At 64.4% G+C, this 25,430-nt stretch carries 20 protein-coding genes and 4 pseudogenes; 17 read left to right on the top strand and 7 right to left on the bottom strand.

Annotation, left to right across the window (positions count from 1 at the left end):
- Positions 1 to 66 precede the first annotated feature (66 nt).
- Positions 67 to 1,397 (bottom strand): annotated as a pseudogene (locus tag ABDW49_RS12565) (MFS transporter).
- Positions 1,398 to 1,675: 278 nt separating this feature from the next.
- Here ABDW49_RS12565 and ABDW49_RS12570 point away from each other — a divergent pair.
- The 8 genes and pseudogenes from ABDW49_RS12570 (at position 1,676) to ABDW49_RS12605 (ending at position 8,567) form a co-directional block, all read left to right on the top strand.
- Complete coding sequence (locus ABDW49_RS12570) at positions 1,676 to 2,386, top strand: hypothetical protein (protein WP_343612306.1); 711 nt, start codon at positions 1,676 to 1,678, stop codon at positions 2,384 to 2,386.
- Complete coding sequence (locus ABDW49_RS12575; RefSeq protein ID WP_343612308.1) at positions 2,340 to 2,822, top strand: COX aromatic rich motif-containing protein; 483 nt, start codon at positions 2,340 to 2,342, stop codon at positions 2,820 to 2,822. The genes ABDW49_RS12570 and ABDW49_RS12575 overlap by 47 nt, the downstream gene beginning before the upstream one ends.
- Positions 2,823 to 2,833: 11 nt before the next feature.
- Positions 2,834 to 4,882 (top strand): annotated as a pseudogene (gene cyoB, locus ABDW49_RS12580) (cytochrome o ubiquinol oxidase subunit I).
- Positions 4,883 to 4,941: 59 nt separating this feature from the next.
- A pseudogene (cyoC, locus tag ABDW49_RS12585) lies at positions 4,942 to 5,524 on the top strand (cytochrome o ubiquinol oxidase subunit III).
- Between the two features lie 72 nt (positions 5,525 to 5,596).
- Positions 5,597 to 5,912 (top strand): annotated as a pseudogene (cyoD, locus tag ABDW49_RS12590) (cytochrome o ubiquinol oxidase subunit IV).
- 7 nt (positions 5,913 to 5,919) lie between these two features.
- The gene (locus ABDW49_RS12595; protein WP_343612310.1) at positions 5,920 to 6,681 is read left to right on the top strand and encodes an SURF1 family cytochrome oxidase biogenesis protein; all 762 of its coding nucleotides are present in this window, start codon (positions 5,920 to 5,922) and stop codon (positions 6,679 to 6,681) included.
- A 21-nt stretch (positions 6,682 to 6,702) separates the two neighbouring features.
- Positions 6,703 to 8,007 carry an ATP-binding protein gene (locus tag ABDW49_RS12600; RefSeq protein ID WP_343612312.1) on the top strand — a complete coding sequence of 435 codons (1,305 nt, stop codon included), beginning with the start codon at positions 6,703 to 6,705 and terminating at the stop codon, positions 8,005 to 8,007.
- Positions 8,004 to 8,567, top strand: a complete 564-nt coding sequence (locus tag ABDW49_RS12605; RefSeq protein WP_343612314.1) for a response regulator transcription factor — start codon at positions 8,004 to 8,006, stop codon at positions 8,565 to 8,567. The genes ABDW49_RS12600 and ABDW49_RS12605 overlap by 4 nt, the downstream gene beginning before the upstream one ends.
- A gap of 165 nt (positions 8,568 to 8,732) precedes the next feature.
- Here the strand turns inward: ABDW49_RS12605 and ABDW49_RS12610 are convergent, their stop codons facing one another.
- The gene (locus ABDW49_RS12610; protein ID WP_343612316.1) at positions 8,733 to 10,223 is read right to left on the bottom strand and encodes a phosphomannomutase; all 1,491 of its coding nucleotides are present in this window, start codon (positions 10,221 to 10,223) and stop codon (positions 8,733 to 8,735) included.
- Between the two features lie 233 nt (positions 10,224 to 10,456).
- Here ABDW49_RS12610 and ABDW49_RS12615 point away from each other — a divergent pair, with 233 nt between their 5' ends.
- The 3 genes from ABDW49_RS12615 (at position 10,457) to ABDW49_RS12625 (ending at position 13,680) form a co-directional block, all read left to right on the top strand.
- Entirely contained in the window at positions 10,457 to 11,473 is a 1,017-nt protein-coding gene (locus ABDW49_RS12615) for a cell wall hydrolase (RefSeq protein WP_343612317.1), read from the top strand.
- A gap of 152 nt (positions 11,474 to 11,625) precedes the next feature.
- Positions 11,626 to 12,285, top strand: coding sequence for a sugar transferase (locus ABDW49_RS12620; RefSeq protein ID WP_343612318.1), 660 nt, complete (start codon positions 11,626 to 11,628; stop codon positions 12,283 to 12,285).
- 63 nt (positions 12,286 to 12,348) lie between these two features.
- Complete coding sequence (locus tag ABDW49_RS12625; RefSeq protein ID WP_343612319.1) at positions 12,349 to 13,680, top strand: O-antigen ligase family protein; 1,332 nt, start codon at positions 12,349 to 12,351, stop codon at positions 13,678 to 13,680.
- On the opposite strand, the gene ABDW49_RS12630 is transcribed toward ABDW49_RS12625, so the two are convergent.
- The 5 genes from ABDW49_RS12630 to ABDW49_RS12650 all read right to left on the bottom strand — a co-directional run bounded on the left by ABDW49_RS12630 (position 13,641) and on the right by ABDW49_RS12650 (position 19,070).
- Complete coding sequence (locus ABDW49_RS12630; protein WP_343612320.1) at positions 13,641 to 14,249, bottom strand: hypothetical protein; 609 nt, start codon at positions 14,247 to 14,249, stop codon at positions 13,641 to 13,643. The two genes, ABDW49_RS12625 and ABDW49_RS12630, sit on opposite strands and share 40 nt — an antisense overlap.
- Positions 14,250 to 14,269: 20 nt before the next feature.
- On the bottom strand, positions 14,270 to 16,447 hold the full coding sequence (locus tag ABDW49_RS12635; RefSeq protein ID WP_343612322.1) for a polysaccharide biosynthesis tyrosine autokinase: 2,178 nt from the start codon (positions 16,445 to 16,447) through the stop codon (positions 14,270 to 14,272).
- 27 nt (positions 16,448 to 16,474) lie between these two features.
- On the bottom strand, positions 16,475 to 17,773 hold the full coding sequence (locus ABDW49_RS12640; RefSeq protein ID WP_343612323.1) for an outer membrane beta-barrel protein: 1,299 nt from the start codon (positions 17,771 to 17,773) through the stop codon (positions 16,475 to 16,477).
- 20 nt (positions 17,774 to 17,793) lie between these two features.
- Entirely contained in the window at positions 17,794 to 18,306 is a 513-nt protein-coding gene (locus ABDW49_RS12645) for a hypothetical protein (protein ID WP_343612325.1), read from the bottom strand.
- 104 nt (positions 18,307 to 18,410) lie between these two features.
- Entirely contained in the window at positions 18,411 to 19,070 is a 660-nt protein-coding gene (locus tag ABDW49_RS12650) for a polysaccharide biosynthesis/export family protein (protein ID WP_343612327.1), read from the bottom strand.
- Between the two features lie 174 nt (positions 19,071 to 19,244).
- On the opposite strand from ABDW49_RS12650, the gene ABDW49_RS12655 reads away from it, so the two are divergent.
- The 6 genes from ABDW49_RS12655 to ABDW49_RS12680 all read left to right on the top strand — a co-directional run bounded on the left by ABDW49_RS12655 (position 19,245) and on the right by ABDW49_RS12680 (position 25,394).
- A complete protein-coding gene (locus ABDW49_RS12655) occupies positions 19,245 to 19,508 on the top strand; it encodes a hypothetical protein (RefSeq protein ID WP_343612329.1) in 264 nt (87 codons plus the stop codon).
- Between the two features lie 115 nt (positions 19,509 to 19,623).
- A complete protein-coding gene (locus ABDW49_RS12660; RefSeq protein ID WP_343612331.1) occupies positions 19,624 to 20,415 on the top strand; it encodes a transglutaminase-like cysteine peptidase in 792 nt (263 codons plus the stop codon).
- A gap of 111 nt (positions 20,416 to 20,526) precedes the next feature.
- On the top strand, positions 20,527 to 21,705 hold the full coding sequence (locus ABDW49_RS12665) for a glycosyltransferase (RefSeq protein WP_343612333.1): 1,179 nt from the start codon (positions 20,527 to 20,529) through the stop codon (positions 21,703 to 21,705).
- A gap of 112 nt (positions 21,706 to 21,817) precedes the next feature.
- Positions 21,818 to 22,699 (top strand): glycosyltransferase family 2 protein, encoded by an 882-nt coding sequence (locus tag ABDW49_RS12670; protein ID WP_343612335.1) that lies wholly within the window; start codon positions 21,818 to 21,820, stop codon positions 22,697 to 22,699.
- A 44-nt stretch (positions 22,700 to 22,743) separates the two neighbouring features.
- Positions 22,744 to 23,880, top strand: a complete 1,137-nt coding sequence (locus tag ABDW49_RS12675) for a glycosyltransferase family 1 protein (RefSeq protein WP_343612336.1) — start codon at positions 22,744 to 22,746, stop codon at positions 23,878 to 23,880.
- Between the two features lie 5 nt (positions 23,881 to 23,885).
- On the top strand, positions 23,886 to 25,394 hold the full coding sequence (locus ABDW49_RS12680; RefSeq protein WP_343612337.1) for an oligosaccharide flippase family protein: 1,509 nt from the start codon (positions 23,886 to 23,888) through the stop codon (positions 25,392 to 25,394).
- Positions 25,395 to 25,430 lie beyond the last annotated feature (36 nt).

Below are 25,430 nucleotides of genomic sequence, written 5' to 3' on the forward strand. Positions count from 1 at the left end.
CTTCCCCATAAACAAACGCCCCGGTCGGAAACCCGACCGGGGCGCCTGATTGCAGCAACGATGGCGTCAGATCGCCAGCGCCATGGTCGACATGCCGTTGCGGCCGCCAGCCAGCTCACGGTTGAGCCACAGCGCGCCCAGCGTCAGGATCGAACCCGAGAGCAGGTACAGGCCCGAGGCCACCACGCCATACTCATGCGCCAGCTTAAGCGCGATCAGCGGGGCGAAAGCGGCACCCACCAGCCAAGCGATGTCGCTGGTGAAGCACGAACCGGTGTAACGGTGCGAAGGCGTGAAGCTGGAAGCCACCGCGCCCGAGCTCTGCCCGAAGGACACGCCCAGCAGCGCGAAGCCGGTGACCATGAAGATGATCTCGCCGGCCATGCCCGCGCTCAGCATCTGCGGACCAAAGCCCGAGAACACCGCGGTCACCACCGCCGAGCAACCCAGCACCACGCGGCGCCCGACCTGATCGGCCAGACGGCCCGAGGCGATGATCGCCAGCACGCCGATGAAAGCGGCCACGATCTCGATCAGCAGGAACTTGACCGGAGTTTCGGTGGTGTTGAGATAGACCCAGGACAGGGGGAACACCGTCACCATATGGAACAGCGCAAAGCTGGCCAGCGGGGCAAAGGCGCCCAGCAGGATCGTCTTCCACTCGCTGCGCAGCGTCTCGATCGGCGGCTCGGGAGCCAGATCGCGGCTTTCGAACAGGCGTTCGAACTCGGCGGTGCCGACCAGACGCAGCCGGGCGAACAGCGCGACCACGTTGATGGCAAAGGCCACGAAGAAGGGGAAACGCCAGCCCCAGCTCACGAATTCAACCTGAGGCAGGGTCGAGAGGAAGAAGGCGAACATGCTGCTGGCCACGATCAGCCCCAGCGGCGCGCCAAGCTGCGGGATCATGGCGTACCAGCCGCGCTGCTCCTGGGGCGCGTTCAGCGCCAGCAGCGAGGCAAGGCCGTCCCAAGTGCCGCCCAGGGCAAAGCCCTGGCCCAGGCGGAACAGGCCGCCAGCAGGGCGATGGCCGCACCGCTGCCCATATCGGCATAGCCGGGCAGGAAAGCGATCGAGGCGGTCGATCCGCCCAGCATAAAGAGCGCCACCACCAGCTTGGCGGTGCGCCCATAGGCCAGATCGATCATCATGAAGACGAAAGACCCGACAGGCCGCGCGATGAAGGCCAGCGGGAAGATCGCGAAGGAATAGATCGTGCCGGTGAAGGCATCGGTGAACGGAAAGAGCAACTTCGGAAACACCAGCACCGAGGCGATGCCGTAAACAAAGAAGTCGAAAAACTCGGACGTTCGACCGATGATGACGCCAATGGCGATCTCACCGGGGGAAACATGGTCGTCGCGCTCCGGAGCAGTGCCGGCGCCGGGAGGGGTAATGGCACCCCCCTTGTCGTAAGTGGCGGTGGTCATGTTCAGGCATCCCATGTCGTACGGATTATGTCCGTACTGTTATACGTAATTCAAAGAGGTTACCGGAGTTCCCGGCAAAATCGCTGAATTGCGTTGTTTTGCAGGCTGCACCATAATGCGGGCGGTGACAATCCCGGTGATGGGACAAAATGTCCAATCGCAGCTGCAGCATCGGAGGCCTACGCGCGCGTTCCATGAGCCTGCATCTCCCACCCCCCCTTCGCCATTGGCGTAAGGCCAGCGCATTGGTCTTGCCGCTGATTTTGTCCGCATGTCAGTCCGACGTGATGAATCCGGCGGGCGATATTGCAAAGCAGCAAGCGCATCTGGTGATCGTCGCCACGCTCTTGATGCTGATCATTGTCGTGCCGGTCATGCTGCTGATCGTGCTCTTCGCCTGGCGCTATCGCGCGTCCAGCGCGCAGGCGCCCTACGCGCCGGAGTGGCACCACTCGACCCAGCTCGAGCTGCTGATCTGGGCGGCGCCGCTGCTGATCATCATCGCGCTGGGCGCGATGACCTGGATCAGCACGCACCAGCTCGATCCCTTCCGCCCGCTGGACCGCCTGAAGGAAGGCCAGCGTCCGATCGCCGCCGGCGACCAAGCCGCTGGCGGTCGAGGTGGTGGCGCTGGACTGGAAGTGGCTGTTCATCTACCCCGAGCAGGGCGTGGCCACCGTCAACGAAGTGGCCGCGCCGGTGGATCGCCCGATCCATTTCAAGATCACCGCCTCCACGGTGATGAACTCGTTCTACGTGCCCGGCCGTTGCCGGGCATGATCTACGCCATGCCGGGCATGACCACTCAGCTCAACGCGGTGATCAACAAGCCAGGCGGCTACGAGGGCCTCTCGGCCAACTACAGCGGCGCGGGCTTCTCGCACATGCGCTTCAAGTTCCGCGCTGGGCGTGAACCAGGGCGATTTCGACAAGTGGGTCGCCAAGGCCAAGGGTGAAGGCGGCAACCTGGATGCAGCCACCTATCTGAAGCTGGAACAGCCTTCGGAAGCCGATCCGGTGCGCCACTTCGCCGCCGTGCAGGGCGACCTGTTCGACCGCGTGGTCAACCTCTGCGTGCGTTCGGGCAAGATGTGCGTCAACCAGATGATGGCGCTCGACGCCAAGGGCGGCACCGGCAAGGCCGGCACCTTCAACGTGGCCCAGCTGACCTATGACAAGAACGGCCGCGAAGCCGTCACGCCCGTCATCCCCGGCCAGCAGGCCGAGGTCGACAAGGCTTTCGTGCGCGCCATGTGCGATCCGAACGCCAAGATGGCCGGTCCGCTGCTGCCTGAAGGTCAGAAGCCCGCAAACGCCTCCACGGCGCCCGCCAAGGCGCCCCGCCAGTCGGAGCTGAGCCTGCTCGCCCCGGCCCGCTCCACTCATTCGTGATTGTGAAGCCCATGCTAATAGAAGCACCTTCGACGCATTCGCACTGGACGCCCCTGCTGGGCCGTCTCGGTTTCGATGCGCTGCCCACCGAGCCCATCGTCATGGTCACACTGGCCGTCGTCGCCCTGGGCGGCCTCGGCGTGGTCGGTGCGATCACCTACTACCTCAAGCTGTGGGGCTACCTCTGGACCGAGTGGTTCACCAGCGTCGACCACAAGAAGATCGGCGTCATGTACATCGTCCTGGCCCTGGTCATGCTGCTGCGCGGCTTCGCCGACGCGATCATGATGCGCGCGCAGCAGGCCCTCGCCTTCGGCGCCGTCTGACGGCTACCTGCCGCCGCACCACTACGACCAGATCTTCACCGCGCACGGCGTGATCATGATCTTCTTCGTGGCCATGCCCTTCATGACCGGCCTGATGAACTTGGTGGTGCCGCTGCAGATCGGCGCGCGCGACGTGGCCTTCCCCTTCCTGAACAACTCTCTGCGCTTCTGGATGACCGTGGGCGGCGCGGTGCTGGTGATGGTCTCGCTGTTCGTGGGCGAGTTCGCCCGCACCGGCTGGCTGGCCTATCCGCCGCTGTCGGGGCTGGCCTACAGCCCGGGCGTGGGGGTGGACTACTACATCTGGGCGCTGCAGATATCCGGGGTGGGCACGATGCTCACGGGCATCAACCTCATCGTCACCATCTTCAAGATGCGCGCGCCGGGCATGACCCTGATGCAGATGCCGGTCTTCACCTGGACCGCCCTGGTCACCAACATCCTGATCGTGGCCGCGTTCCCGGTCCTGACCGCCGCCCTGGCCCTGCTGTCCCTGGACCGCTACCTTCGACACGCACTTCTTCACCAACGACCTCGGCGGCAACGCCATGATGTACGTCAACCTGATCTGGATCTGGGGCCACCCCGAGGTGTACATCCTGATCCTGCCGGCCTTCGGCATCTTCTCCGAAGTCACCGCGACCTTCTCCGGCAAGCGCCTGTTCGGCTACACGTCGATGGTCTACGCCAGCGCTGCGTCATCGCCATCCTGTCCTTCCTCGTGTGGCTGCACCACTTCTTCACCATGGGTTCGGGCGCCAGCGTCAACGCCTTCTTCGGCATCACCACCATGATCATCTCGATCCCGACCGGCGTGAAGATCTTCAACTGGCTGTTCACCATGTACCGCGGCCGCCTCCGCTTCGAACGTGCCGATGCTGTGGACCCTGGGCTTCATGGTCACCTTCACCATCGGCGGCATGACCGGCGTGCTGCTGGCCGTCCCGGCCGCCGACTTCGTGCTGCACAACAGCCTGTTCCTGATCGCCCACTTCCACAACGTGATCATCGGCGGCGTGGTGTTCGGCTTGCTGGCCGGCATCACCTACTGGTTCCCGAAGGCCTTCGGCTTCAAGCTGAACGAGTTCTGGGGCAAGCGTGCCGTTCTGGTGCTGGCTGGTCGGCTTCTACCTGGCCTTCATGCCGCTCTACATGCTGGGCTTGATGGGCGTGACCCGCCGCATGCGCCTCTTCGACCACAGCTTCGACGATCTGCGCATCTACTACATCGTCGCCATGCTGGGCGCTCTGCTGATCGCCGCCGGCATCGGCGCGATGCTGCTGCAGTTCGCCATCTCGATCTGGAAGCGTGAAGAGTACAAGGACGTCACGGGCGATCCGTGGGACGGCCGCACGCTGGAATGGTCGACCTCCTCGCCGCCGCCGTACTACAACTTCGCCTTCACCCCGATCATCCACGATCTGGACGCCTGGGCCGACATGAAGAAGGCGGGCGTGCCCCGTCCGACCTCGGGCTTTGCCGACATCCACATGCCCCGCTCGACCTGGGCCGGTGTGATCCTGGCGGGCCTGGCCACGGGCTTCGGCTTCGCGCTGATCTGGCAGGTCTGGTGGGCAGCGATCGGCGGCTTTGCCGTGCTGGTTGCCACCGCGATCGTCCACACCTTCAACTACAAGCGCGGCTACTACATCCCCGCCGCGCATATCGCCGAAGTGGAAGAGAAGCGCACCGCGCAGCTGGCTGCGCTCTCCAAGGAAGGAGCCGCCGCGTGAGCACTCCTAAAACCCATCTGAACAAGACTGGCGACGAACTCGTCGCCAGCTACTACGACCTGCATGAGCATGCTCATCCGGACGGCTACAGCACCAATCTGGGCTTCTGGATCTACCTGATGAGCGACTGCCTGATCTTCGCCGTGCTGTTCGCCACCTACGGCGTGCTGGGCCGCAACTATGCGGGCGGCCCCGCGGGCCCCAAGACCCTGTTCGACCTGCCGCTGGTGGCGCTCAACACCGCGCTGCTGCTGTTCTCCTCGATCACCTATGGCTTCGCCATGATCGCGATGCAGTCGGGCAAGAAGAACGCCACGCTGATCTGGCTGGGCGATCACGGGTGTGCTGGGCCTGTGCTTCCTGGGCGTGGAACTCTATGAGTTCGCGCACCTGATCCATGAAGGCGCGGGCCCGCAGCGCAGCGCGTTCCTGTCCTCCTTCTTCACGCTGGTGGGCACGCACGGCCTGCACGTCACCTTCGGCTCGATCTGGCTGGTGACGCTGATGGTCCAGGTGGGCAGCTTCGGCCTGACCGCCGCCAACAAGCGCCGCCTGATGTGCCTGTCGATGTTCTGGCACTTCCTGGACGTGATCTGGATCGGCGTCTTCACCTTCGTCTACCTGATGGGGGTGCTGCGCTGATGGCTGACCATGCACCACACATGACGACCCGGCCATGGCCACGATCATGGGGCGACGGGCTACCACGCCACGATGAAGGGCTACGTGATCGGCTTCATCCTGTCGGTGATCCTGACCGCGATCCCGTTCTGGCTGGTGATGACCAGGGCGCTCCACAGCCCCGCCGCCACGGGCCTTGTCATCCTGGGCTTCGCGGCGGTGCAGATCGTGGTCCACATGGTCTACTTCCTGCACATGAACCCCAAGGTCGAGGGCGGGCTGAACGATGCTGGCGCTGATCTTCACGCTGGTCGTCGTGGTGATCATGCTGGCCGGCTCGATCTGGGTGATGTTCCACCTGAACCAGAACATGATGCCGATGCCCGCCACCATGGACGGCATGGGCTGATCGCGACATGACCTTGGACTTGCCTCTGGCAACCGAGGGCAAGACAGGGGGGCGGCGCCAGTTCATGCTGGTGGCCGCCCTTCTGGCTTTTGCGGCCCTCTTCGTCGGCCTTGGCGTGTGGCAGGTGAAGCGCCTCGCCTGGAAGGAAGCGCTGATCGCGCGGGTCAACGCCGGGCTCAGCGCCACACCCCAGACGATCGACGCCGTGCCGACCGGCCTGCCCGGCGAGCTGCTCAAAGCCGCCGAATATCGCCGCTTCACCCTGCATGGCCGCTGGATTCCCGAGGGCACGACGCTGGTGACGGGGGCCTCGGCCTATGGCACCGGCTATTGGGCGCTGACCCCGCTGACCACAGACGCCGGACGGACGCTCTACGTCAACCGCGGCTACGTGCCGATGGGCACCACGCGCGATGCCGTGATCGCGGCAACGCCCGCCGTGCCGGTCGAGGTCACCGGCCTGCTGCGCCTGACCGAGCCGCATGGCGGTTTCCTACGCGGCAACGACCCGCAAGCTGATCGCTGGGCCTCACGCGATATCTTCGCCATCGCCGCGCATCGCCACATCGCCGCCCTGCCCGACTGGTTTATCGATGCGCAGAGCATGCGCCCCGACCAGCCCGTCGACGCGGCCATCACCGCCCATCAACCTATGGCGGGCTTGACGGTGGTAAGCTTTCCCAACAATCACCTGGGTTATGCAATCACCTGGTTTACGCTTGCGCTGCTTTCTCTGGGCGCCATTCTGCTGGTGCGACGCCAGCGTTAAGTTTGCGGGGGCTGTGTCCGCATGAGCGACACGCCCCCGCTCACCCCGCCCTGGGACATCGCCCCGGCGTCCAAACGCAACATGATGCTGCTGATCCAGTTGCGCTGGATCGCGGTGGTCGGCCAGTTGCTGACCATCTGGTTCGTCGCCGCCGTGCTGCATGTCCATCTGCCGATCTTCGAGATGATGACGGTGCTGGTGCTTCTGGCGCTGGTCAATCTGGCCACGCTGGTGCTCAGCATCGGGCGGCGGGGCTTTTCCTACATCGAACTGCTGGGCTCGCTGATGCTGGATGTGTCGGCGCTGGCCTGGCAGCTTTACCAGACCGGCGGGGGCACCAACCCATTCGCCTTCCTGTTTCTGCTGCAGATCGTGATCGGCGCCATCCTGCTGCCCCCGCGCTGGAGCTGGATCATCGCCGCGCTGGCGGGTTGCGATGCCACCTTCCTCACCTTCTTCTTCCAGCCGCTGACCCTGCCCGATGTCTATGAGGGCGTGCATTTCCAGCTCTACCTGATAGGCAGCCTGCTGTGCTTTTTGCTGATCGGTTCGCTGCTGGTGTTCTTCGTGGGCCGCATCGACCGCAACCGCCGCGCCAGCGACGCCCGCCTGGCCGCCCTGCGCCAACGCGCGGCCGAGGAGGACCACATCGTCCGCATGGGCCTGCTGGCCACCGGCGCCGCCCATGAGCTGGGCACGCCGCTGGCCTCCCTGTCGGTGATCCTGGGCGACTGGGCACATCACCCCAGCGTCAAACAAGACAGCGATCTGGCCGAGGATATCGCGCTGATGCAGGGCGAGTTGAAGCGCTGCAAGGCGATCCTGTCCGGCGTGCTGATCTCGGCAGGGGAAATCCGCGGCGAGAACCCGCAGGTCACCTCGCTTCACACCTTCCTCCATGATTTCATCGAGGACTGGCGCGAACGCTCCCCCTGCCCCATCGCCTTCACGCAAGACATCGGCGAGGACATCGACATCGTCGCCGACCCCGCGCTGCGGCAGGTGCTCAGCAACATCGTCGACAATGCCATCGACGCCTCCCCAACCGGCATCACCATCGAAGCACGCAGCGAGCGCGACTGGCTGAGCATCGTCACCACCGACGACGGCCCCGGCTTCGCAGCCCAGGTGATCGACCAGATCGGCAAGCCCTATGTCTCCACCAAGGGGCGCGACGGCGGCGGGCTCGGCCTGTTCCTCGTGGTCAATGTGGCGCGCAAGCTGGGCGGACGGCTGAAGGTGGAGAACCGCGAGGAAGGCGGCGCCCGCGTCACCCTGACGATCCCGTTGTCGGCGCTGGCCTTTCAGGGCAAAAGGACGAAATGAACGATCCGGCACCCCCATCCCCGGAGTCTTCGATCTCACCCTCGCTGGTGATCGTCGAGGACGACCCCGCTTTTGGACGCACCCTCAAACGCTCCTTCGAACGGCGCGGCTATGAGGTGCAACACGCCACAAGCCCCGAAGAGCTGGAAGCCCTGCTCGACGACGACAGCTTCGATTACGCCGTGGTGGATCTGAAACTGGGCACCGCCTCAGGCCTGACCTGCGTGCAGATGCTCAGCCAGCATGATCCGGCGACCTGCATCGTGGTGCTCACCGGCTTTGCCAGCATCGCCACGGCGGTCGAGGCGATCAAGCTGGGCGCCGCGCACTACCTCGCCAAGCCCGCCAACACCGACGATATCGAGGAAGCCTTTGCCCAGCGCGAGGGCAACCCCGAGGTGCCGCTCGAAGGCCGCAAGACCTCGATCAAGACGATGGAGTGGGAATATATCCACTCCACCCTGGCCGATTGCGATTTCAACATCTCCGAAGCCGCGCGGCGGTTGGGGATGCATCGTCGGACTTTAGCGCGGAAGCTGGAAAAGCGGCAGTTGAAGTAAGGTTGAAAAGGAAGATGCGAGGGGGTTACCCCCTCGCGCTCCCATTCCGTCTTCCGGCGATAGGGCAGTGGCTCCGCTACCGGGCGTCTTACCTCTCCACCTGCGTGAAAACCATTTCAGCCTGCGGCGCGGTGGCGTTCGGCTAAGCCAAACGCCACATATCCTTTACGCCAGCTTGTCGCGCACGATGGCCAGCGCCTGTTCGTTGATCGCCTTGGCTTGCTCCACTGTATCGCTTTCCGAATAGCACCGCAGTTCCGGCGCATTGCCCGAGCGGCGCAGGTGAATGATCACCCCCTGCTCGGTCGTCATGCGGATGCCATCGGTCAGATCCAGTTGGGTCACCGCCCCGGCAATCGCGCCGAAGTGCTCGTTCAACCGCACGATCTGCGCATCCTTGTCGCCCTCCAGCAGCTTGGCGAAGATCGCCTCGCTCTTCTCCGTGGCGAAGTTCTGGATGCGATCCGAATAGGTCACACGCGGCGGCAGTTCCTCGATCAGATCACGGATCTTGCCCGGACGCGAGGCCACAATCACCGTCAGCACCGGCAACACCGCATCGCGCGTCGGCAACGGCTCCAGCGAGCCCAGCTTCGTGCCCAGCAGGAAGCCGCCATTGGCCTCATAGCCCACCACCGGCTGTTCGCCCTTGGCCAGATGCGCGTTCATTGCCGCGATCACGAAAGGCGATCCGATCCGCGTGCGATCCGTTTCGGCAAACGCCCCGCTGCGCTCCAGCACCGTGTTGCTCGACACCGGCGTCACCACCGCATGCGCGCGCAGCGCCCGCGCGCACAGCACGCCCAGAATATCGCCGCGCAACCATTCGCCCGTATGGTCGGCCAGCAGCGGACGATCCGAATCGCCATCGGTCGAGATGATCGCATCGAAACCGAACTCTGCCGCCCAGCCCTTGGCCAGTTCGACATCCTCGGGGCGAATGGCTTCGGTATCGACCGGAATGAACTGGGTCGCACGGCCCAGCGCCACGGCCTTGCCGCCCAGCGCCTCGACCACCTCGACCAGCACATCGCGGCCCACGGCCGAATGCTGATAGACGCCGATCGTCAGCCCGCGCAGCGCCTGAGGCCCGAAATGATCGACATAACGCTGGATATAGCTGCGTGCGACCTCGGTCACCTCGGGCAGCGGGGCTTCGGCCTTCAGCATGCCCGCATCGTCGAAAAGCGCCGGATCGGTGGCGATCACCTGACCGCGCATCCCGGCCTCATCCTCCTTCAGCACCTCCCCCTTGGGGCGGTAGAATTTGATGCCGTTGCGGTCGGCGGGAATATGGCTGCCCGTCACCATCAGCGAGGGAATGCCCTGCCCAAAGGCATAAAGCGCCAGCGCCGGCGTCGGCACAAAGCCGCAGAACACCGGCTCGCCGCCCAGATCCCGCACGGCCTGAGCGCAAGCGGCCATGATGCGCGGCGTGCTGGGGCGCAGATCGCCCGCCACCGCCACGCGCATGCCGGGCGAAAACTCGCCAAGGCCCGCCAGATGCTGGAGAAAACCGGTGGTATAGGCGTGGCAGACCTGATCGGTCATCGCCACCACCTCGCCCCGTGCGCCGCTGGTGCCGAATTGCACGCCCGAGCGTGCCATCACCGCATCGACCGTCAGGGGTTTGGTCTGGGCGTCCTGCTGGGTCATCGAAAATTTCCTGCCTTTTGAGAACGAAACGGTCAGAGACGAGCCCCATGATGAAGCCGGACTTTGCCCCTCTTGTCTATCCTGTCTGCGGTATACGGGCCACCCCGTAAGATGGACAAATTCCAGAACATTGTTGCAATACACTGACTGATCGAACGAGCGCTCGCCCGAAAGGCTCCAAAGCCGATCAGTCGCGCCTTCGTGCCATGCCCGCGCGGCGATAGGCTGATGTCATGATCGCGCCTGTGCATATCGCCCGCCTGTGGGATGCGGGGCTGGTCGCCGTGCTGGCTCTGGCCTGCGCGCTGGTATCCTATGTCAATTGGGGGATGGCTGACAGCTTTACCGGTCTGGTGCCGGGCCGGGTCGCGGCGGCACCTGTGGTCGCCGCAGGAACCGGCTCGGACCCTGAGCTGGAATCCCTTCTGCCGCAGCAGATCCGCAACCTCAGCAGCGATGCCGCGCGAGCCTACAACATCGCTTCCCCGCTGGAGCCGACCAACCCCGCAGCGCCGCCCTTCCATCCCGAATGGCTCTCCGCGCAGGAGCTGGAGCGCGCCACTGACTGCATGGCCACCGCCATCTATTATGAGGCGGCCAGCGAAAGTCTGGCCGGGCAGTTGGCGGTGGCTCAGGTGATCCTCAATCGGGTACGCCACCCTCATTTTCCCAAGACGGTCTGCGCGGTGGTCAATCAGGGCAGCGAAAGAGCGCTGGGGTGCCAGTTCACCTTCACCTGCGATGGCGCTTTGACGCGAGCGCCCAATCCGGCTGGTCTGCAAAGAGCCCGGCGAGTCGCTCAGGCGGCACTGCATGGCGCGACTTCGGCTCAGGCCGGGCAGGCCACGCATTATCACACGATCTGGATCGTCCCGCGCTGGGCCGGGCAATTGCGGAAGGTGGCCATCATCGAGCATCATGTGTTTTATCGGCCTTCCGCGTTTTACGCCGGCTATACGCTGCCCACCCCCTTGCCTGCACTTGAGGCTCATGCCGAAACGCCCGATCTGGCCATGCCCCGGCAGACGCATCCGGCGATCGCTGTGAATGACAGGCCAGACAGCGCCCCGCCCCCGATGACGAGCGAGCCCAAAAAGTTGATGGAGGTGACGACGGCAACCTTCATCGTCCCGGAGGTCGAAGCGAGACCTTTACCTGCGTCAGATCACAAACCTCCATCTGATAGAAAAATCTTTCAGTTCGGCAGAAACATGCAACGCAGGACCAACATGCCCCTGACCAGATTTTAATCAAAAATTGATGCCAAATCACCGCCTCACATACTTTGATCAAATTCAGATATTTCTCGCACCTGTTTCGGCGGATTTGGATGGATCATCGATTCTACATGCCATCATTTTGGATAGGCTGCGCCTCAGCATGAATTGCAACAAGGTGCGTCATGACCTCTTTGTCAGTGTCTCCTCGCCCGATCTCTTTTCGTCCCGCTCAGGAGTGGGACTGGATACGCTGCTCCGATATGGTGCTGGCTCTGGCGGCCCTGGCCATCCTGTTGCCGCTGATGCTGATGGTGGCGCTGGCGATACGCCTGACCAGCAAAGGGCCGGTGTTTTTCATCCATAAGCGTATCGGCCGCAACGGACAGACCTTTGGATGCTGCAAGTTCCGCACCATGGCCGTGGATGCCGACCGCCGCCTCGCCGACCTGCTGGAGCGTGATCCACAAGCTCGCGCCGAATGGCAGAGCAGCCAGAAACTGCTCAAGGATCCGCGTATCACCGCTGTGGGTCATTTCCTGCGACGCAGCAGCATCGATGAGCTGCCCCAGCTCTACAACATCCTGAACGGCACGATGAGCTGGGTTGGCCCGCGCCCCATCGTGCAGAATGAAGTGCATCGCTATGGCCATCATTTCAGCCATTACTGCCGGGTCAGGCCGGGAATCACCGGCCTGTGGCAGGTCAGCGGGCGCAGCAATGTCAGCTATCGCCGCCGTGTGGCGATGGATGTGGTCTATATCCGGCGGCGCAATGTTGTGCTCAACAGTGTGATTATGGCGCGCACGCTGCCGGCGGTTCTGCTCCAGCGCGGCTCCTGCTGAGCTTTGGCGGCAAGTGATCGCGTGAGGCGAGCGAAGACCACCCGGCCGCCGCCCCATCCTCCGATGAGCAAGCATGGTGCCAAGGCAAGAGCCGGAGGGCAAAATCTGCTCACCCGGCATCGGGCCTTTATCATCAAGGCTCTGCCGGGCCTTGCAGCGATACACATGCTGGGCTTTGCGATGCTGGGGGCAGCCAACAATGGCTATCTTTCGGCGATCATGGTGCTGGTTCAGGCGCTTTTCGCAGGCGTGGTCTTTGTGGTGCTGCCGCCGGAACGGGCGTGGCTGCAGTCGATCTGGCCGGCGAAGCTCGCATGGCTGATGCTGGCGCTCTGGGCCGCGCTTCCGCTGGCAGCGCCGTGGCTTGGTCTGCGGGGTCTGCAGCCTCCACTATCGCCCGATCTCTATCAGTTGAGCCTGCTGACTCTGTGCGGGCAGATCATGCTGTTTATGGCGATGACACAGATCGCAAGGCAAAGTCAGGCCTGTCAGCGGCATGTGAAAGCCATCGGGCTGCTAGCCATTCCGATCATTGCGCTGTGCCTTGCAGCCGTCCGGCTGGAATGGATCGATCCGGCCTTGCTCGGGCTGGGAAGCGCAAGACAACAGCGTTTTTCCGGCTCAATCGGCAATCCCAATGTCGCTGGAGTCATCTTTGCCATGATTGCGCTGCTGACCATGGGGGCGACAATCACCCGCTTCCGCAACTGGTTGGCACGCCCCACAGACCGGTCATTGCTGACGCTGGCCTTCACCGGGGCGACATGCGGTTTCTGCCTCACTCTGGTGGTCGCGACGCAATCACGCACGGCGGCGCTGTTGTTGTTTCCTTGCCTCGCTATTCTTTGTGCCTGTTCGGCATGGCCACCACGAACATATCGCCGCTACCGTCTGGCCGGAGCAGGGCTGTTGGCCCTTATGGCCCTGCCCGCGATTCCGGCTTTCGATCGCCTGCAAGGGCTGGCGGAAGATGGCGCCAGTCGCCTGGCGCTATGGGAAAGGTTCTGGCTCATCGCCTGGGACGCCCCATGGGCAGGTTATGGGCTGGGCTCTTTCATCGAGATCAATCAGCGCCAACTGACCACAGACAGCGCGCTAGCCATGTGGGATTTCGGCGCCGCCCATGCTGCCCCCTTGCAACTGGTGATCGAATTGGGATGGCCGGGGCTCGCGCTGACGATGTCATTGTTTGTGGTGGTTGCCTGGCGCCTGATCAGACACAGGGACCGGCTGCGTGATCCTGTGGCGCTGTCGATGCTGCTGGCGATTTTGCTGCCGCTCGGCGCATCGCTGGTCGATATTGCGATGAATGTTCCAGCCGTCAGCGCGATGGTCACTAGCCTTGCAGCCATGCTCTATGGACGCAGCATGGCGCCGCCGGTCATCCGATACTGATAGGCCATGCCTGCCGGACTATCACCCAGCAGCTTTTCAATGCTGCCGCGCTGATCATCATCGAAACGGCTCAGCCACTCGGCCTCATTCAGCATCTGTTGCCGCGTGTCATTGGACATGCGCGGCCACAGAGCAGCGCCATAAGCAATGCGCCATCGCGCCTCCTGCATTCTGAAGGGTCCCAAACGATAGCTTGCGGCAAAAGCTTTCAAGCCATCCGATGAAGCCGAAGGATGCTCCAGCAGATCGAGCTGAGCGATCAGGATTTGCGTCGCCGCCCAATCCGGGCGCAGGCGCGTCAGACGTCCTATTTGCTGCGCGGCACGGGCTTTGGCCAAGCTCCGCTCGCCAGGCGAGGCCCCTTGTGCGGCAGCCATCAAGGCCAGCTCCGCAAGACCGGCCGTCGCCCGATCCCCCAGAGCCTCGGGCGGATCGTCGGCGTGATCGGCCAGAACCTGCAGCCGATCATCCATAGGGCCGTGCATGGCGAGAAGAATGCCCTGTGTGGTCCATTCCCGCATGGCGGTGGAGGCCGCGCAGATCGCCAGCCCCACACAGAGGGCTGGCATAACGACCGCTGCCGCCTTCATCACCGATCGTAATAGGAGACGTAACGGCGCGAGTAATACAGCGCCCCCACCGCCTCCGCGCGCGGATTGACCATGGTGAGCACCGCGCCGATGATCGGCACATTGTCATGCTCCAGCCCGGCCAGCGCGGCATCGACCGCAGCAATCGGCGTCCCGCCCCATTTGATCATCAACACCACGCCATCGCTCAGCTTGGCGATGCTGCGCGCATCGGTCACGCCCAGCACCGGGGGCGTATCGATCAGAATATGGTCGTAATGCGGGCGCAATTGCTCAAGCAAGGCGCGCATCCGGCCCGGATTGAACAGATCGGTCGGGCTGAAGGTGGATTTGGTCACCGGCAGGATCGAACAACCCTCGACATGATCGGCCAGGATCGCATCGGACAGTTCCGCCTCACCCTTCAACACCTCGATCAGCCCGCAATCCGAATGGAGATGCGCCAGCCGCCGCACGCTGGGCCGCCGCACATCGCCATCGATCAGCAGCACGCGCTCGCCCGCCATCGCCATCACCCGCGCCAGCGTCAGCGAACTGGACGTCTTACCCTCCCCCGGCACGGTGGAGCACAGCGCCACAACACGCGCGCTCCCCCCATCAGCCCGGCGGATCGAGCTGCGAATGGCACGATAGGCCTCGGCATAGGCTGACATCGGGCGCAGCAGCAGCGTATCGGCCGGCGAACAACGCCCTCCGTCTTCGCCCTTCAACTGCTTGCGCCCCAGCCGGGGCACCGAGGCCAGAAAGCGCAGCCCCAACAGCACTTCGACATCATCGGCATTGCGCACCGTGCCCTGCATCGTCTCGGTCACCATCGCCGCGATCACCCCGAGCACCAGGCCAGCCAGCACGCTGGTCGCGGCCATGGCGGGACGGTTGGGGAAAGCAGGTGTGGAGCTGACCACCGCCTGCTCGATAAGCCGCGCCTGAGGCTGGCTGGATTGCTCGACCTGCGCCGTCTGCTGCACCGAGCTGGCCAGATGGTTGTAGGCTCCGGTTGCAGCATCGGCGCTACGCTGCAGACTCTCCGCCTTCACCGCCGCGCTGTTGTTCGCCGCGATCTCGCCTTTCAAACTCCCCAACTGTCCACGCAGACTGGCCGCCTGAGCGGTGGCCGCGCGTGCCTCGCTGCGCAGGCCTTCGATGATGCGCGCCTGCTCCTCGTGGATCTGGCGGTCCAGTGCCGAAATCCGCTCATTGGCCTCGATCAACGCGGGGAATATCGGCCCATAACGCGATGCCAATTGCGAGCGATCCGCCTCCGCTGCCGTGCGTTGCCGCCGCAGATCGGCGATCACATTGGAGGACAACACCGCCGACACGGCATCGGGCCCCGCCGAGGCGACCTGCTTCTCCGCCGTCTCCAGATTGGAGCGCGCCGCCGCCGCCGCCGCCTCCGCCGTGGCCACCTGAGAGCTGAGCGGCGCGATCTGCTGATCGTTCACCGTCGCGCCATTGGCGCCCTGCACGATGCCGGTCGAGGCGCGATAATGCGCAACATCGGCCGCAGCAACCTCGGCCTGTTTGCTCAGCCGTTGCAGCGCGGCCTGCCCCTCATCGGCCTGACGCGCCGCCGTGCTCATCATCACATCGGCGGTGCTGTTGATATAGCTTTCGGCAAAACCATTGGCGATGCGCGCAGCCTTCACCGCGTCCCGCGACTGAAAGCCAACCGCCAGAATGTAGCTCTTTTCCTGCTGATCGACCGACAGTCGTTCGAGCAGCGTGCTGATCGCCGCCTCCACCGCGCGGGCCTGGGCGACCTCATCCTTGCCGCTGCGCAGACGGGCGGAGACGAACTCTGGGTCGTGCTGCAACCCATTGGCCTGCACGACGCGCCGCGCAATATCGCGCGAGCGGATCGTAGCAATTTCGGTGCTGAGCAGCGACTGGTCGAGCGGCCCGTGCCCACCCTCGCCATCGGGCGCCACCACCAGCGGCCGGTTGGGCGTGATGCGCAGCCGTGCCACCGCCTGATAGCGCGGTGAAATGGCATAGCTCGCCCCCACCACCAGCAGCATGGTCAGCGCCAACACGCCCACAACCAGCTTCCAGCGCCAGCGCAGCACCTGCCCCAGCGCCCCGAAGGACACCGACCGCCGCCCCACATGGCGCGACTGATCGAAGCGGCTGACTGGCATCGGCGTGAGAGGCGTGGCCAGAGTGACGGCATTCATGGGCGACCTCCTGTCATGTCTGGATCACTATTTTTGGATCACGATGCGCAGCATCACGCGCGTTTCCGAATAGGGTGAGATCAGCCCGGTGCTATGCGCCCGGCGCTGGTCATGCTCGACCGAAACGCCAAACCCCAGCACGCGCGTCGCCATATAACGCACCCCGGCGCTGGTCTTGAGGATGTCGAGCGAGGCGGGCGTGCCCTTGAAGGCATCATGCTCATAGCCCGCCTGGGCATCGAGCAGGATGTTGCGCCGCAACTCATGGTCCACCCGCAGCGCGACGGAACTGTTGATATAACCGCCCAGATCCAGCAGCGTGGCATCCTGAGCGATCCGCCGCGCGGTCAACGTCACGGTGGTGAGCGGCGAGGCAAAGTAATCGACCCGCGCCTCGGCGGCGAAATCGGCAAAATTGCGATAGAGCGGCGTATCATAACGGTGCGACATATAGCCGACCCCCACCGCCCCGCGCACCAGCGTCGCCAGGTCGAAGGTCGCACCCGCCAGCACACGATAGGTCTTGGAATCGCGATTGGGAACGCCCGGCGCCAGCCGGTGCAGATAGGTCGAGCGATCATAGCTGCCCTGAAGGAATAGCGACGTATCGGGCGAGACGGCATATTCGCCCCGCGCAATGCCGCTATGCGTCTGCGAATTGCGGTTGGTCTGGTCGATCAGCGCGCCCGAAAAGGCACGCACTGGATCGAAAGCGGTGGTCGAGAAGCTGTAGGAGCCCTGCAGCTTCGTCCGCCCCAGCGTGGCCGTGGGCGAAATCTGCGCCACGGCGGTGGTGTATTGCGAGCTTTGCGCCGCCGCCGTGGGATAGGCGGCAGAGGTCGGCGGCTCGGCATCCTTGCGCACCCGTGCCGAAGCGGCGATCGCCACGTCGGCGGTGGCATCGAAACGCCCCTCCAGCGCGCCATTCCAGCCATCGCGGTTGCGCCGTCCCTCGGTGAAATAGCGGTAGAAATTGCCCCCACCGCTCAGCGTCAGATCATGCCGCGACCAGTTGGAGGACACCACTGCGGAAGGCGCGAAGACCACATAGCCATCACCCTGATTGCTAGTGTTCTGATAGGCGTTGCTGGTGTAGCCCACGCCCAGTTCAGCCTTGGGCTGCAGGGTAAATCCACCGACCGGAACCCCTTGCGAGGTATATTCGGGCCGGGGCCGGTCCAGCACGCCGATGTTGCGCCCGCGATCAAACTCCAGCGGCAGGCTGGGGGTGACCATATTGTCGTCGCTGCCCTGTGCATGCAGGCCGTCGGGCGCGGTGACCAGCAACAGGCCCAGCATCTGGCGCGTCCAGTGTTTCAAGATCATGTCCCCCCGCCCCATGATCGTTATGGCGCCGTCAGATAGTTCGACCCGCCCGAGGCAAGCCCCAGCGTGGTCCCCTGCTGCAACAGCCTCAGATCTCCATTGCCGGGCGCGATGCCCGCAATCGTTCCACCGACGCAGCTTCGCGCCAGTGTGGAAGCGTGCGCCACCGCCGCGCGTACTGCGGGCGCGCGGCGCACCACAGCCTCCTGCAAGCGGCTCAGTGCGATCTGGCTGACGGTGCAATTGACCTGCGCCTGGCTGATCGCCAGCATGATCTGGCCCTGCACCTGTGCCATCGATGCGCCCGGATTGGCGGTGATTGCCGCCATCAGCCGCGAGAGCAAGGCATCGGCCTGCTGCTGATCCGTTGCGCTGACCGGTTGCATGGGCCCGGTATGAGCGACACGCTGATCGACACCCGCCAGCGCCTCGCCCGGCACGCCGGCCAGCAGCAGCGCCAGGGCAAGCATGCCCACGCCACCGGCGTCTCGCGCCAAGCCGTGCCGCTTTCCTGTGCCGTGTCGCGTCATCATCAACTCTCTCATGTGGCTTGGGCAAAGCGTTCCATGCGGGCCATCTCTTCGCAAATGCAGAAAGATCGGCATTGAAGCCTTTTGTGCACCGAGATCGCGCGCCATCACCAATAGCGCTCGCCAATACGGATCGTGTCGCCGGGCGAGACCTTGAGATCGGGGCTCAACTCCACCCTTTCGGGCTGCTCGGCATTGGGATGGCGGATAAAGACCTTCTTGCGGTTGGCGCGATAGGTGAAGCCCCCGGCCAGCGCCACGGCGGCATCCACCGTCAGCCCGGTCGAATAGGGATATTCGCCCGCCTTGTTGACCTCCCCCAGAATATAGAAGGGGCGGAAGGTCAGCACATCGATGCTGACGCGCGGCTGCAGCACATAGCCGCCCTTGAGCCGCGTGGTGATCGCCTGCGCGACCTCGTTGAGCGTCTTGCCGCGCGCCGTCACCTCACCGATCAGCGGCAGCGACAGCGCGCCCGCCGTGTTCACGAAGAACTCGCCCGACAGGCTGGGCTCGTTGAAGACGATGATCCGCACCTTGTCAGCCGCGCCCAATTGATAGTCACCCTCGACAGCGGCGGGCGGTACATCCGGGGCGGTGATCAAGGCCTGCGCCGGGGCAGGTGATTGGGCCCCGGCCGCGACCGGAACCGCCGCCAGCAGGCTGGCCAGCAGCCCCCATCCGCCCATCGCGGAAAACCGCGAAAATCCATGGCGGGTCAAGCAGTCGTCAACCTTCTTGATGTAGAGCGTTCTGGCAAGGGACATGGCCGCACAATCCCGTTCCGGCCGGAGCGATCCGGTCTGAGCTGATATCCTTCGCTGTGCCTTTCGGCATGCGGGGGCGTGATGGTGCATGGCTAAACCCGCTTTCGGGCGGCCCTCAAATGTTTGTGCAACCAGTCTGGACGCAATCCGGGCGAGCAAGGACGGTCGTTTCTCATGGCTTTTGGCTTTTTCCCTGGCGCTTTGCTCCATGCGGCCGATGATCGGGCCGATGCGACCCGCGCCGCGGCCATGGTGGCGCACCAAGCCATTTCGGTGCCAACCTCGCTCGCGGACAATCCCGCAGAGCCGTGGCATCTCGATCGGGGCAATGACATCTGGCCGCTCAGCGTCCGCCTGAGCCTGCTCGGCGCGCTGTCCCTGGCGAGTTGGGGCCTCGTGCTGGGCGCGGGATACGCCTTGCGCGCCGCCTTCGCCTGATCGCGCTTCCGCATTTGCCGCAGGGCCGATCAACGCTTTTCTTCACCATACAAGCACACCGGATGCCAAGCTTGGCTTGCTAGAGCGTCGTCTCGATCGGGCATCGCAGGACGACATGCGCAAGACAGGGCTGACAACACTGATCGCGCTGAGCTGCGCCCTGATCGCCCAGAGCCTTCAGGCACCGCGCGCTCATGCCGGGGATGCCGACGCCCGTTTCCTCCATTTCGGCGCCGAGACCGAAGCCCCGCGCGGCTACAGCGATATGTGCCAGACGCAGCCCGATCTGTGCCGCAGCTTTGCCAATGAGCCGCAAGCCGAAGCCGAGCCGGCCGGTGGCACCATGTGCCCCCTCTTCGCCTGCCTGATGCCTCAGCCGCGCCAGTCAGATCTGTGGGAGTCTGCGGTCGGTACAACACCCACACTCATCGCCTTTGCCCAGCCGCAACGCCAACAGGCCACCGTGTTGCACCTGCTCCCGCTGTTCCGCATGGCGCCGGTTACCATGCCCCGCGCCGAGGAAAGCGCCTGGCCGCGCCTGATCGCGCAGGTCAACACCCATGTGAACCGCCATGTGAAGCAGGTCGACGACATGCGCTCCTATGGCCGCCCGGACGTATGGCGCCCCGCCGGCACCCAACCGGGCGCGACCGGCGATTGCGAGGATCTGGCGCTTGAAAAACGGCGCGAACTGATCACCTCCGGCTTTCCGGCCGCCCGGCTGTTCATGGCCATCGCCTTTCGGCAGGATGTCGGCCTGCATGCGGTGCTGATCGCACGGCTGGAGGATGGCGATCGGGTGCTCGACAGCCATGATACTTTCGTCAGGCCCGTCGCCAGGACCGGCTACGCCTGGCTCAGCCTTCAACAGCCCGGCACGCCCGACCGCTGGTTCTATCCGGCCTGAAAACCTTTCCTGCCCATAGTTTGGCTCCATTTCCGACCTGTCCAGACCGGCCCTGACGCATCCTTTGAACTAGGCTGCCGATCAAGGAGCAACAGGCGACAGGATCGAAAGATGCGCGTGGCGATTGTCCATTACTGGCTGGTGCAGATGCGCGGCGGCGAACGCGTGCTTGAACATCTGTGCGACATGTATCCGCAGGCCGACATCTTCACCCATGTCGTCAACCGCGCGAAACTCAGCCCCAAGCTGGCGGCGCGGCGCATCCATACCAGTTGGATCAGCAGACTTCCCTTCGCCACCCGCCATTACCAGAAATACCTGCCGCTGATGCCCGCTGCGTTGGAAGCGCTGGACCTCTCGGCCTATGATCTGGTGATCAGTTGCGAGGCGGGCCCGGCCAAGGGCATCATCACCCGGCCCGATGCGGTGCATGTCACCTATTGCCACTCACCGATGCGCTATATCTGGGACCAGTATCACCAGTATCGGCGCGAAAGCGGCATGGGCGCGCGGCTGATGATGCCGCTTTTCGCGCCGCGCCTGCGCCAATGGGATATGGCCAGCGCCGCGCGGTCGGACCGGATTATCGCCAATTCGGCCTATGTCGCCGCGCGGGTTCGCAAATTCTGGGGGCGTGAGGCGCAGGTGGTGCATCCGCCCGTCGATACCTCGCTGTTCGCGCCGGTTGACGATGTGAGCGGGGAGTATCTCTGGGCCGGGCAGCTTATCCCCTACAAGCTGCCCGATGTCGCGGTGGAGGCCTTCACCACCTCGGGCCGCAGGCTGCACGTCGTGGGCACCGGGCCGATGCTCCCCCGGTTGAAGGCCATGGCCGGGCCCGGCATCCGCTTCACCGAAAGGCTGGATTTCAACGCCTTGCGACATGCCTATGCCACCTGCAAGGCGCTGGTCTTCACCTCGGAAGAGGACTTCGGGATGATCCCGGTCGAGGTGATGGCCAGCGGCCGCCCGGTCATCGCCTATGGGCGGGGCGGAGCGCTGGAATCGGTGGTCGATGGCCTGACCGGGCAATTTTATCATGACAGCAGCCGCGATGGTCTGCTCACCGCGCTGGAGCGGTTCGAGGCATGGCTGCCCGGCTTCGCCCCCCAAGACGCGATAAGCCGCGCCGAAGACTTCACGCCCGCCCGTTTCCGCGAGGCCATGGCGCGGCATATCGCTTCTGCTCTGGCCGGGCATGGCCTCCGTGCGGCTGAGGGTCCCGTCCCGATCAAGGCAGTGATGCCCCCCGCCCATGATGCGCACCGGAGCGAACTCGCCCTGCTGTAGCCGCGCGCCAATGGCGCCAGAACGGACATGTCCCCGTTTCCCCCGGCGCGACCATCCCGACATAATCCTGTCCATCCCCCCACTCCCTTCACCCTCTCGACATGGGATTGCTATGACCAAGCTTGCAGTTGTCATCGCCAGCAAGGGCCGCCCCGAGGAACTGGGCCTGTGGGTCGCCCATATGCAACGCCAAAGCCGCCAGCCGGACCTGCTGCTCTGGGCCGTGACCGGGGAAGCCGACCTGCCCAAACACCTTGCGGAGGGAGACGGACCAATGGTCTGCATCTCCACCCCCGGCCTGTGCGCCCAACGCAATGCGGCGCTGCGGGCCCTGCCAGCCGACATCGATCTCGTCGCCTTTTTCGACGATGATTATGTGCCATCCTCGCAATGCCTTGCGGGAGTGCAGGCCTTCTTCGAAGCCTCACCCGGCGTGGTGGGGGCAAGCGGACGTCTGTTGGCCGACGGCATCAACTCCTGCGGCATCAGCGTGGAAAATGGTCTGGCGATGATCGCCGCGCATGACCGCGACGCGCCGCCCGACATCGACCTCTCCACCCGCGCCATCGTCGGCCTTTATGGTTGCAACATGGTCTTTCGCCGCTCCGCCATCGAGGGTGAGTGGTTCGACGAAAACCTGCCGCTCTATGGCTGGCAGGAGGATGTCGATTTCGCCCGCCGGATCGAGCGGCACGGCCCGCTGCGCGGCACCAATGCCTTTGTCGGCGTGCATCTGGGCAGCCGGCGCGGGCGGGTCAATGAATGCCGGCTCGGCTATTCGCAAGTGTCGAACATGCTCTATCTGATCCGCAAGGGCAGCATGCCCGCGCGCTATGGGCTCAAGCGCATGGTTTTCAACATGATGGCCAACCATGCCCGCGCCTTTTTCGCCGAACCCTGGATCGACCGGATCGGCCGCGCCAAGGGTAACTGGCTGGCACTGGGCGACTTCTTCTGCGGGCGCATCACCCCCCAGCGCGTGCTGGAACTCTAGGCACGCCAAGCGGCCATGATCATCGCCTTATCGAGGATAATCGGATGCTGATCATCAACGGCAAATTTCTGTCCACCAAGGGCACCGGCGTCTCACGCGTGGCCTTCGAACTGCTGACCCAACTGGGCAAGCACAAGGAGGAGTTGACGCGGCTGTTCGGCGCCCCGCCCATCATTCTGGCGCCGCGCGGCGCAAAAGGCATGGCACGCGAACTGCCCTTCCCGCTTTACAACCGCAGCCTGCTCACATGGCAGTTCTGGGAACAGCTTGAGTTGCCGATCCGCGCGCGGCGCGGTTTTCTGCTCAGCCTGTGCAATCTGTCGCCCATCGTCCACGGCCGCACCGTGACCATGGTGCATGACGCACAGACCTTCTCCAGCCCGCAATCCTATGACTTCGCCTTTCGCAATTTCTATCAGCTCATGCTGCCCATCATCGGGCGGCGCTCGCTGCGGATCCTGACCGTTTCGGACTATTCGGCAGGCCAGCTTGAGCATTTCGGTATCGCCCCGCGCGACAAGATCGAGGTCATCCACAATGGCGCCGACCATTCGGATATGGCCGAAGCCGCCGCCGATGCCTCGGCGCGGCTGGGTTTGACGCCGCGACGCTATGTGCTGGCGCTGGCCTCGCCTCAGGTTCACAAGAACATCGGCGTGCTGCTGCGCGCCTTTGCCGATCCGGCCATGCGCGATCTGCGGCTGGTGCTGTTCGGCCACGGCCACGCGGCCGCCTTTGCCGAGCAGGGCTACCCCATTCCCGACAATGCCATGTTCTGCGGGCGGATCGACGATGCGACCCTGGCCGGACTGATGCAGCAATCGCTGTGCTTTGCCATGCCCTCGCGCACCGAAGGCTTTGGCCTGCCTCCGCTGGAGGCAATGCTGCGCGGTACGCCCGCCATCATCGCCCCCTGCGGCGCCCTGCCCGAGGTCTGCGCCGATGGCGCTCTGCGTGCCGGGGTGGACCGCCCAGAGGAATGGCGCGCCGCCATCCGCCGCCTTGCCGACAACCCGGAAGAGCGCGAGAAATGGGCCGCCGCCGGGCTGAAACAGGCCCGCCGCATGAGCTGGAACGCGGCCTGCGACAGGCTGATGATCTCTCTAAGGCAGATTGCGGCAGAACTTGCGACACGCCCCGCGTCCAGCCGGATGGCGCTGCTGCCATCGCGATCCGCATGAGCGGCATGGGTCAAAAAAACGGCTTGGGCCAGCGGACCGCGCTGGGGGCCGGGCTGCTGATCCTGTCGCGGCTGGGGGCCAAGCTGATCGATCTCGTCACGCTGATCGCGCTGACCCATCTGCTCACGCCCGAGGATTTCGGGCTGGTTGCCATCGCCATGACGTTGGTGCAGATCTGCGAGGCAATCTTCGAACTTCCGGTGGCGCAGGTGCTGGTCCGCGCCGATGAAGTGACCCAGCCTTTGCTGCATACGGCGCTGACGCTGGGGGCCTTGCGCGGACTGGTGCTGGGGGCCTTGCTGGCCTTCTCGGCCTGGCCTTTTGCCACGCTCTATGGTGACGCGCGGATCGCTCCATTGATCTGTTTTCTGGCGCTGGCGCCCATTCTGCGCGGCCTGACCAGCCCGGCCATGGTGCATTTCACCCGCAACATGGATTTCCGCCCCGATGTCTCGGGCGAGATCATCGGCAAGGTGCTGGCCCTGCTGCTGGCGGCGGGGATGGCGCTGATCACCCATTCCTATTGGGCCATTGCGACGGCTTCGGTGGCATCGCCGCTGTTTCTGGCGGTGGTTTCTTATCTCTGGGCGCCGATGCGCCCCGGCTTGCGGCTGGCGGATTGGCGCACCTTCGCGCATTTCCTCAGTTGGACCTCGGCGGCGCAACTGTTCAGCGCGCTCAACTGGCAGGCCGACCGGCTGATCCTTGGCCCCTTCATTCCACGCGGCGCTCTGGGCCTGTTCAGCATGGCGAGCGATCTGGCCGCCCTGCCCGATCAGGCACTGCTCAAACCGACGATGCGCACCTTCCTGCCCGCCCTGTCGCAGAAAAAGGACGACCGCGAGGCGCTGGTCGCCAGCTATCTGTCGCTCACCTGCTGTGTCTTTGCCATGGTCGCTCCGGTGGTCACGATCATCTCCATTCTGGCTGAACCGATCGTGCGGCTGGTGCTGGGGGTACGCTGGCTGGGGGTAGCGCCCTGCCTGCAAATGCTGGCGCCGGTGCTGCTGCTCTTCACCGTCTACAATCCGCTCAGCGCGCTGGCCATGGCCGTGGGCAAGCCGGAGGCCAGCCTGCGCCTCAGTCTTGTCGAATTTCTGGTCCGCATTCCACTGACCTTGCTGGCCGTCTGGCTTGGTGGATTGAACGGCGCGGTGGCGGTGCGCGGTGTGGTGGCGGTCGTGGCGCTGAGCAACGCCTTGATGGTGCTGCGCGCGCTGATCGGTCTGCCACCCATGCAGGTGTTGAGCGCCGTCATCCGTCCCGCCGCTGCGGCTGCCGCCATGGCTTTGGCGCTGATCCTTATCCGGCCCTGGCTCAGCGATCTGGCGCCCTGGGCTCTGGCCTTGGGGATCGCCTTTTGCAGCGGGGCAGGCATGGGGCTTTACGCTCTGACGCTGACCGGCCTGTGGCATGGTTCCGGCTGCCCGGAAGGGGGAGAGGCCAAGCTGATCGGCATCGCCGCGACGCTCTGGCGACGCCTGCGGCAGCGGGGGCGACTGGCACTCGCTTGAGGGGCGAGGGATATTGGCCGCAAAACCCTTTCACAT

The sequence above is a fragment of the Novosphingobium sp. genome, assembly GCF_039595395.1.
Taxonomy (GTDB): domain Bacteria; phylum Pseudomonadota; class Alphaproteobacteria; order Sphingomonadales; family Sphingomonadaceae; genus Novosphingobium.

Excerpts from the sequence above, each read along its gene's own strand:
- ABDW49_RS12645 (WP_343612325.1), bottom strand. The coding sequence starts at position 18,306 with ATGATGACGCGACACGGCACAGGAAAGCGGCACGGCTTGGCGCGAGAC.
- ABDW49_RS12675 (WP_343612336.1), top strand. The coding sequence starts at position 22,744 with ATGCTGATCATCAACGGCAAATTTCTGTCCACCAAGGGCACCGGCGTC.
- ABDW49_RS12635 (WP_343612322.1), bottom strand. The coding sequence starts at position 16,447 with ATGAATGCCGTCACTCTGGCCACGCCTCTCACGCCGATGCCAGTCAGC.
- ABDW49_RS12595 (WP_343612310.1), top strand. The coding sequence starts at position 5,920 with ATGACCTTGGACTTGCCTCTGGCAACCGAGGGCAAGACAGGGGGGCGG.
- ABDW49_RS12665 (WP_343612333.1), top strand. The coding sequence starts at position 20,527 with ATGCGCGTGGCGATTGTCCATTACTGGCTGGTGCAGATGCGCGGCGGC.
- ABDW49_RS12655 (WP_343612329.1), top strand. The coding sequence starts at position 19,245 with ATGGCTTTTGGCTTTTTCCCTGGCGCTTTGCTCCATGCGGCCGATGAT.
- ABDW49_RS12600 (WP_343612312.1), top strand. The coding sequence starts at position 6,703 with ATGAGCGACACGCCCCCGCTCACCCCGCCCTGGGACATCGCCCCGGCG.
- ABDW49_RS12615 (WP_343612317.1), top strand. The coding sequence starts at position 10,457 with ATGATCGCGCCTGTGCATATCGCCCGCCTGTGGGATGCGGGGCTGGTC.
- ABDW49_RS12650 (WP_343612327.1), bottom strand. The coding sequence starts at position 19,070 with ATGTCCCTTGCCAGAACGCTCTACATCAAGAAGGTTGACGACTGCTTG.
- ABDW49_RS12670 (WP_343612335.1), top strand. The coding sequence starts at position 21,818 with ATGACCAAGCTTGCAGTTGTCATCGCCAGCAAGGGCCGCCCCGAGGAA.
- ABDW49_RS12660 (WP_343612331.1), top strand. The coding sequence starts at position 19,624 with ATGCGCAAGACAGGGCTGACAACACTGATCGCGCTGAGCTGCGCCCTG.
- ABDW49_RS12630 (WP_343612320.1), bottom strand. The coding sequence starts at position 14,249 with ATGCCAGCCCTCTGTGTGGGGCTGGCGATCTGCGCGGCCTCCACCGCC.
- ABDW49_RS12605 (WP_343612314.1), top strand. The coding sequence starts at position 8,004 with ATGAACGATCCGGCACCCCCATCCCCGGAGTCTTCGATCTCACCCTCG.
- ABDW49_RS12640 (WP_343612323.1), bottom strand. The coding sequence starts at position 17,773 with ATGATCTTGAAACACTGGACGCGCCAGATGCTGGGCCTGTTGCTGGTC.
- ABDW49_RS12680 (WP_343612337.1), top strand. The coding sequence starts at position 23,886 with ATGGGTCAAAAAAACGGCTTGGGCCAGCGGACCGCGCTGGGGGCCGGG.
- ABDW49_RS12620 (WP_343612318.1), top strand. The coding sequence starts at position 11,626 with ATGACCTCTTTGTCAGTGTCTCCTCGCCCGATCTCTTTTCGTCCCGCT.
- ABDW49_RS12610 (WP_343612316.1), bottom strand. The coding sequence starts at position 10,223 with ATGACCCAGCAGGACGCCCAGACCAAACCCCTGACGGTCGATGCGGTG.
- ABDW49_RS12625 (WP_343612319.1), top strand. The coding sequence starts at position 12,349 with ATGAGCAAGCATGGTGCCAAGGCAAGAGCCGGAGGGCAAAATCTGCTC.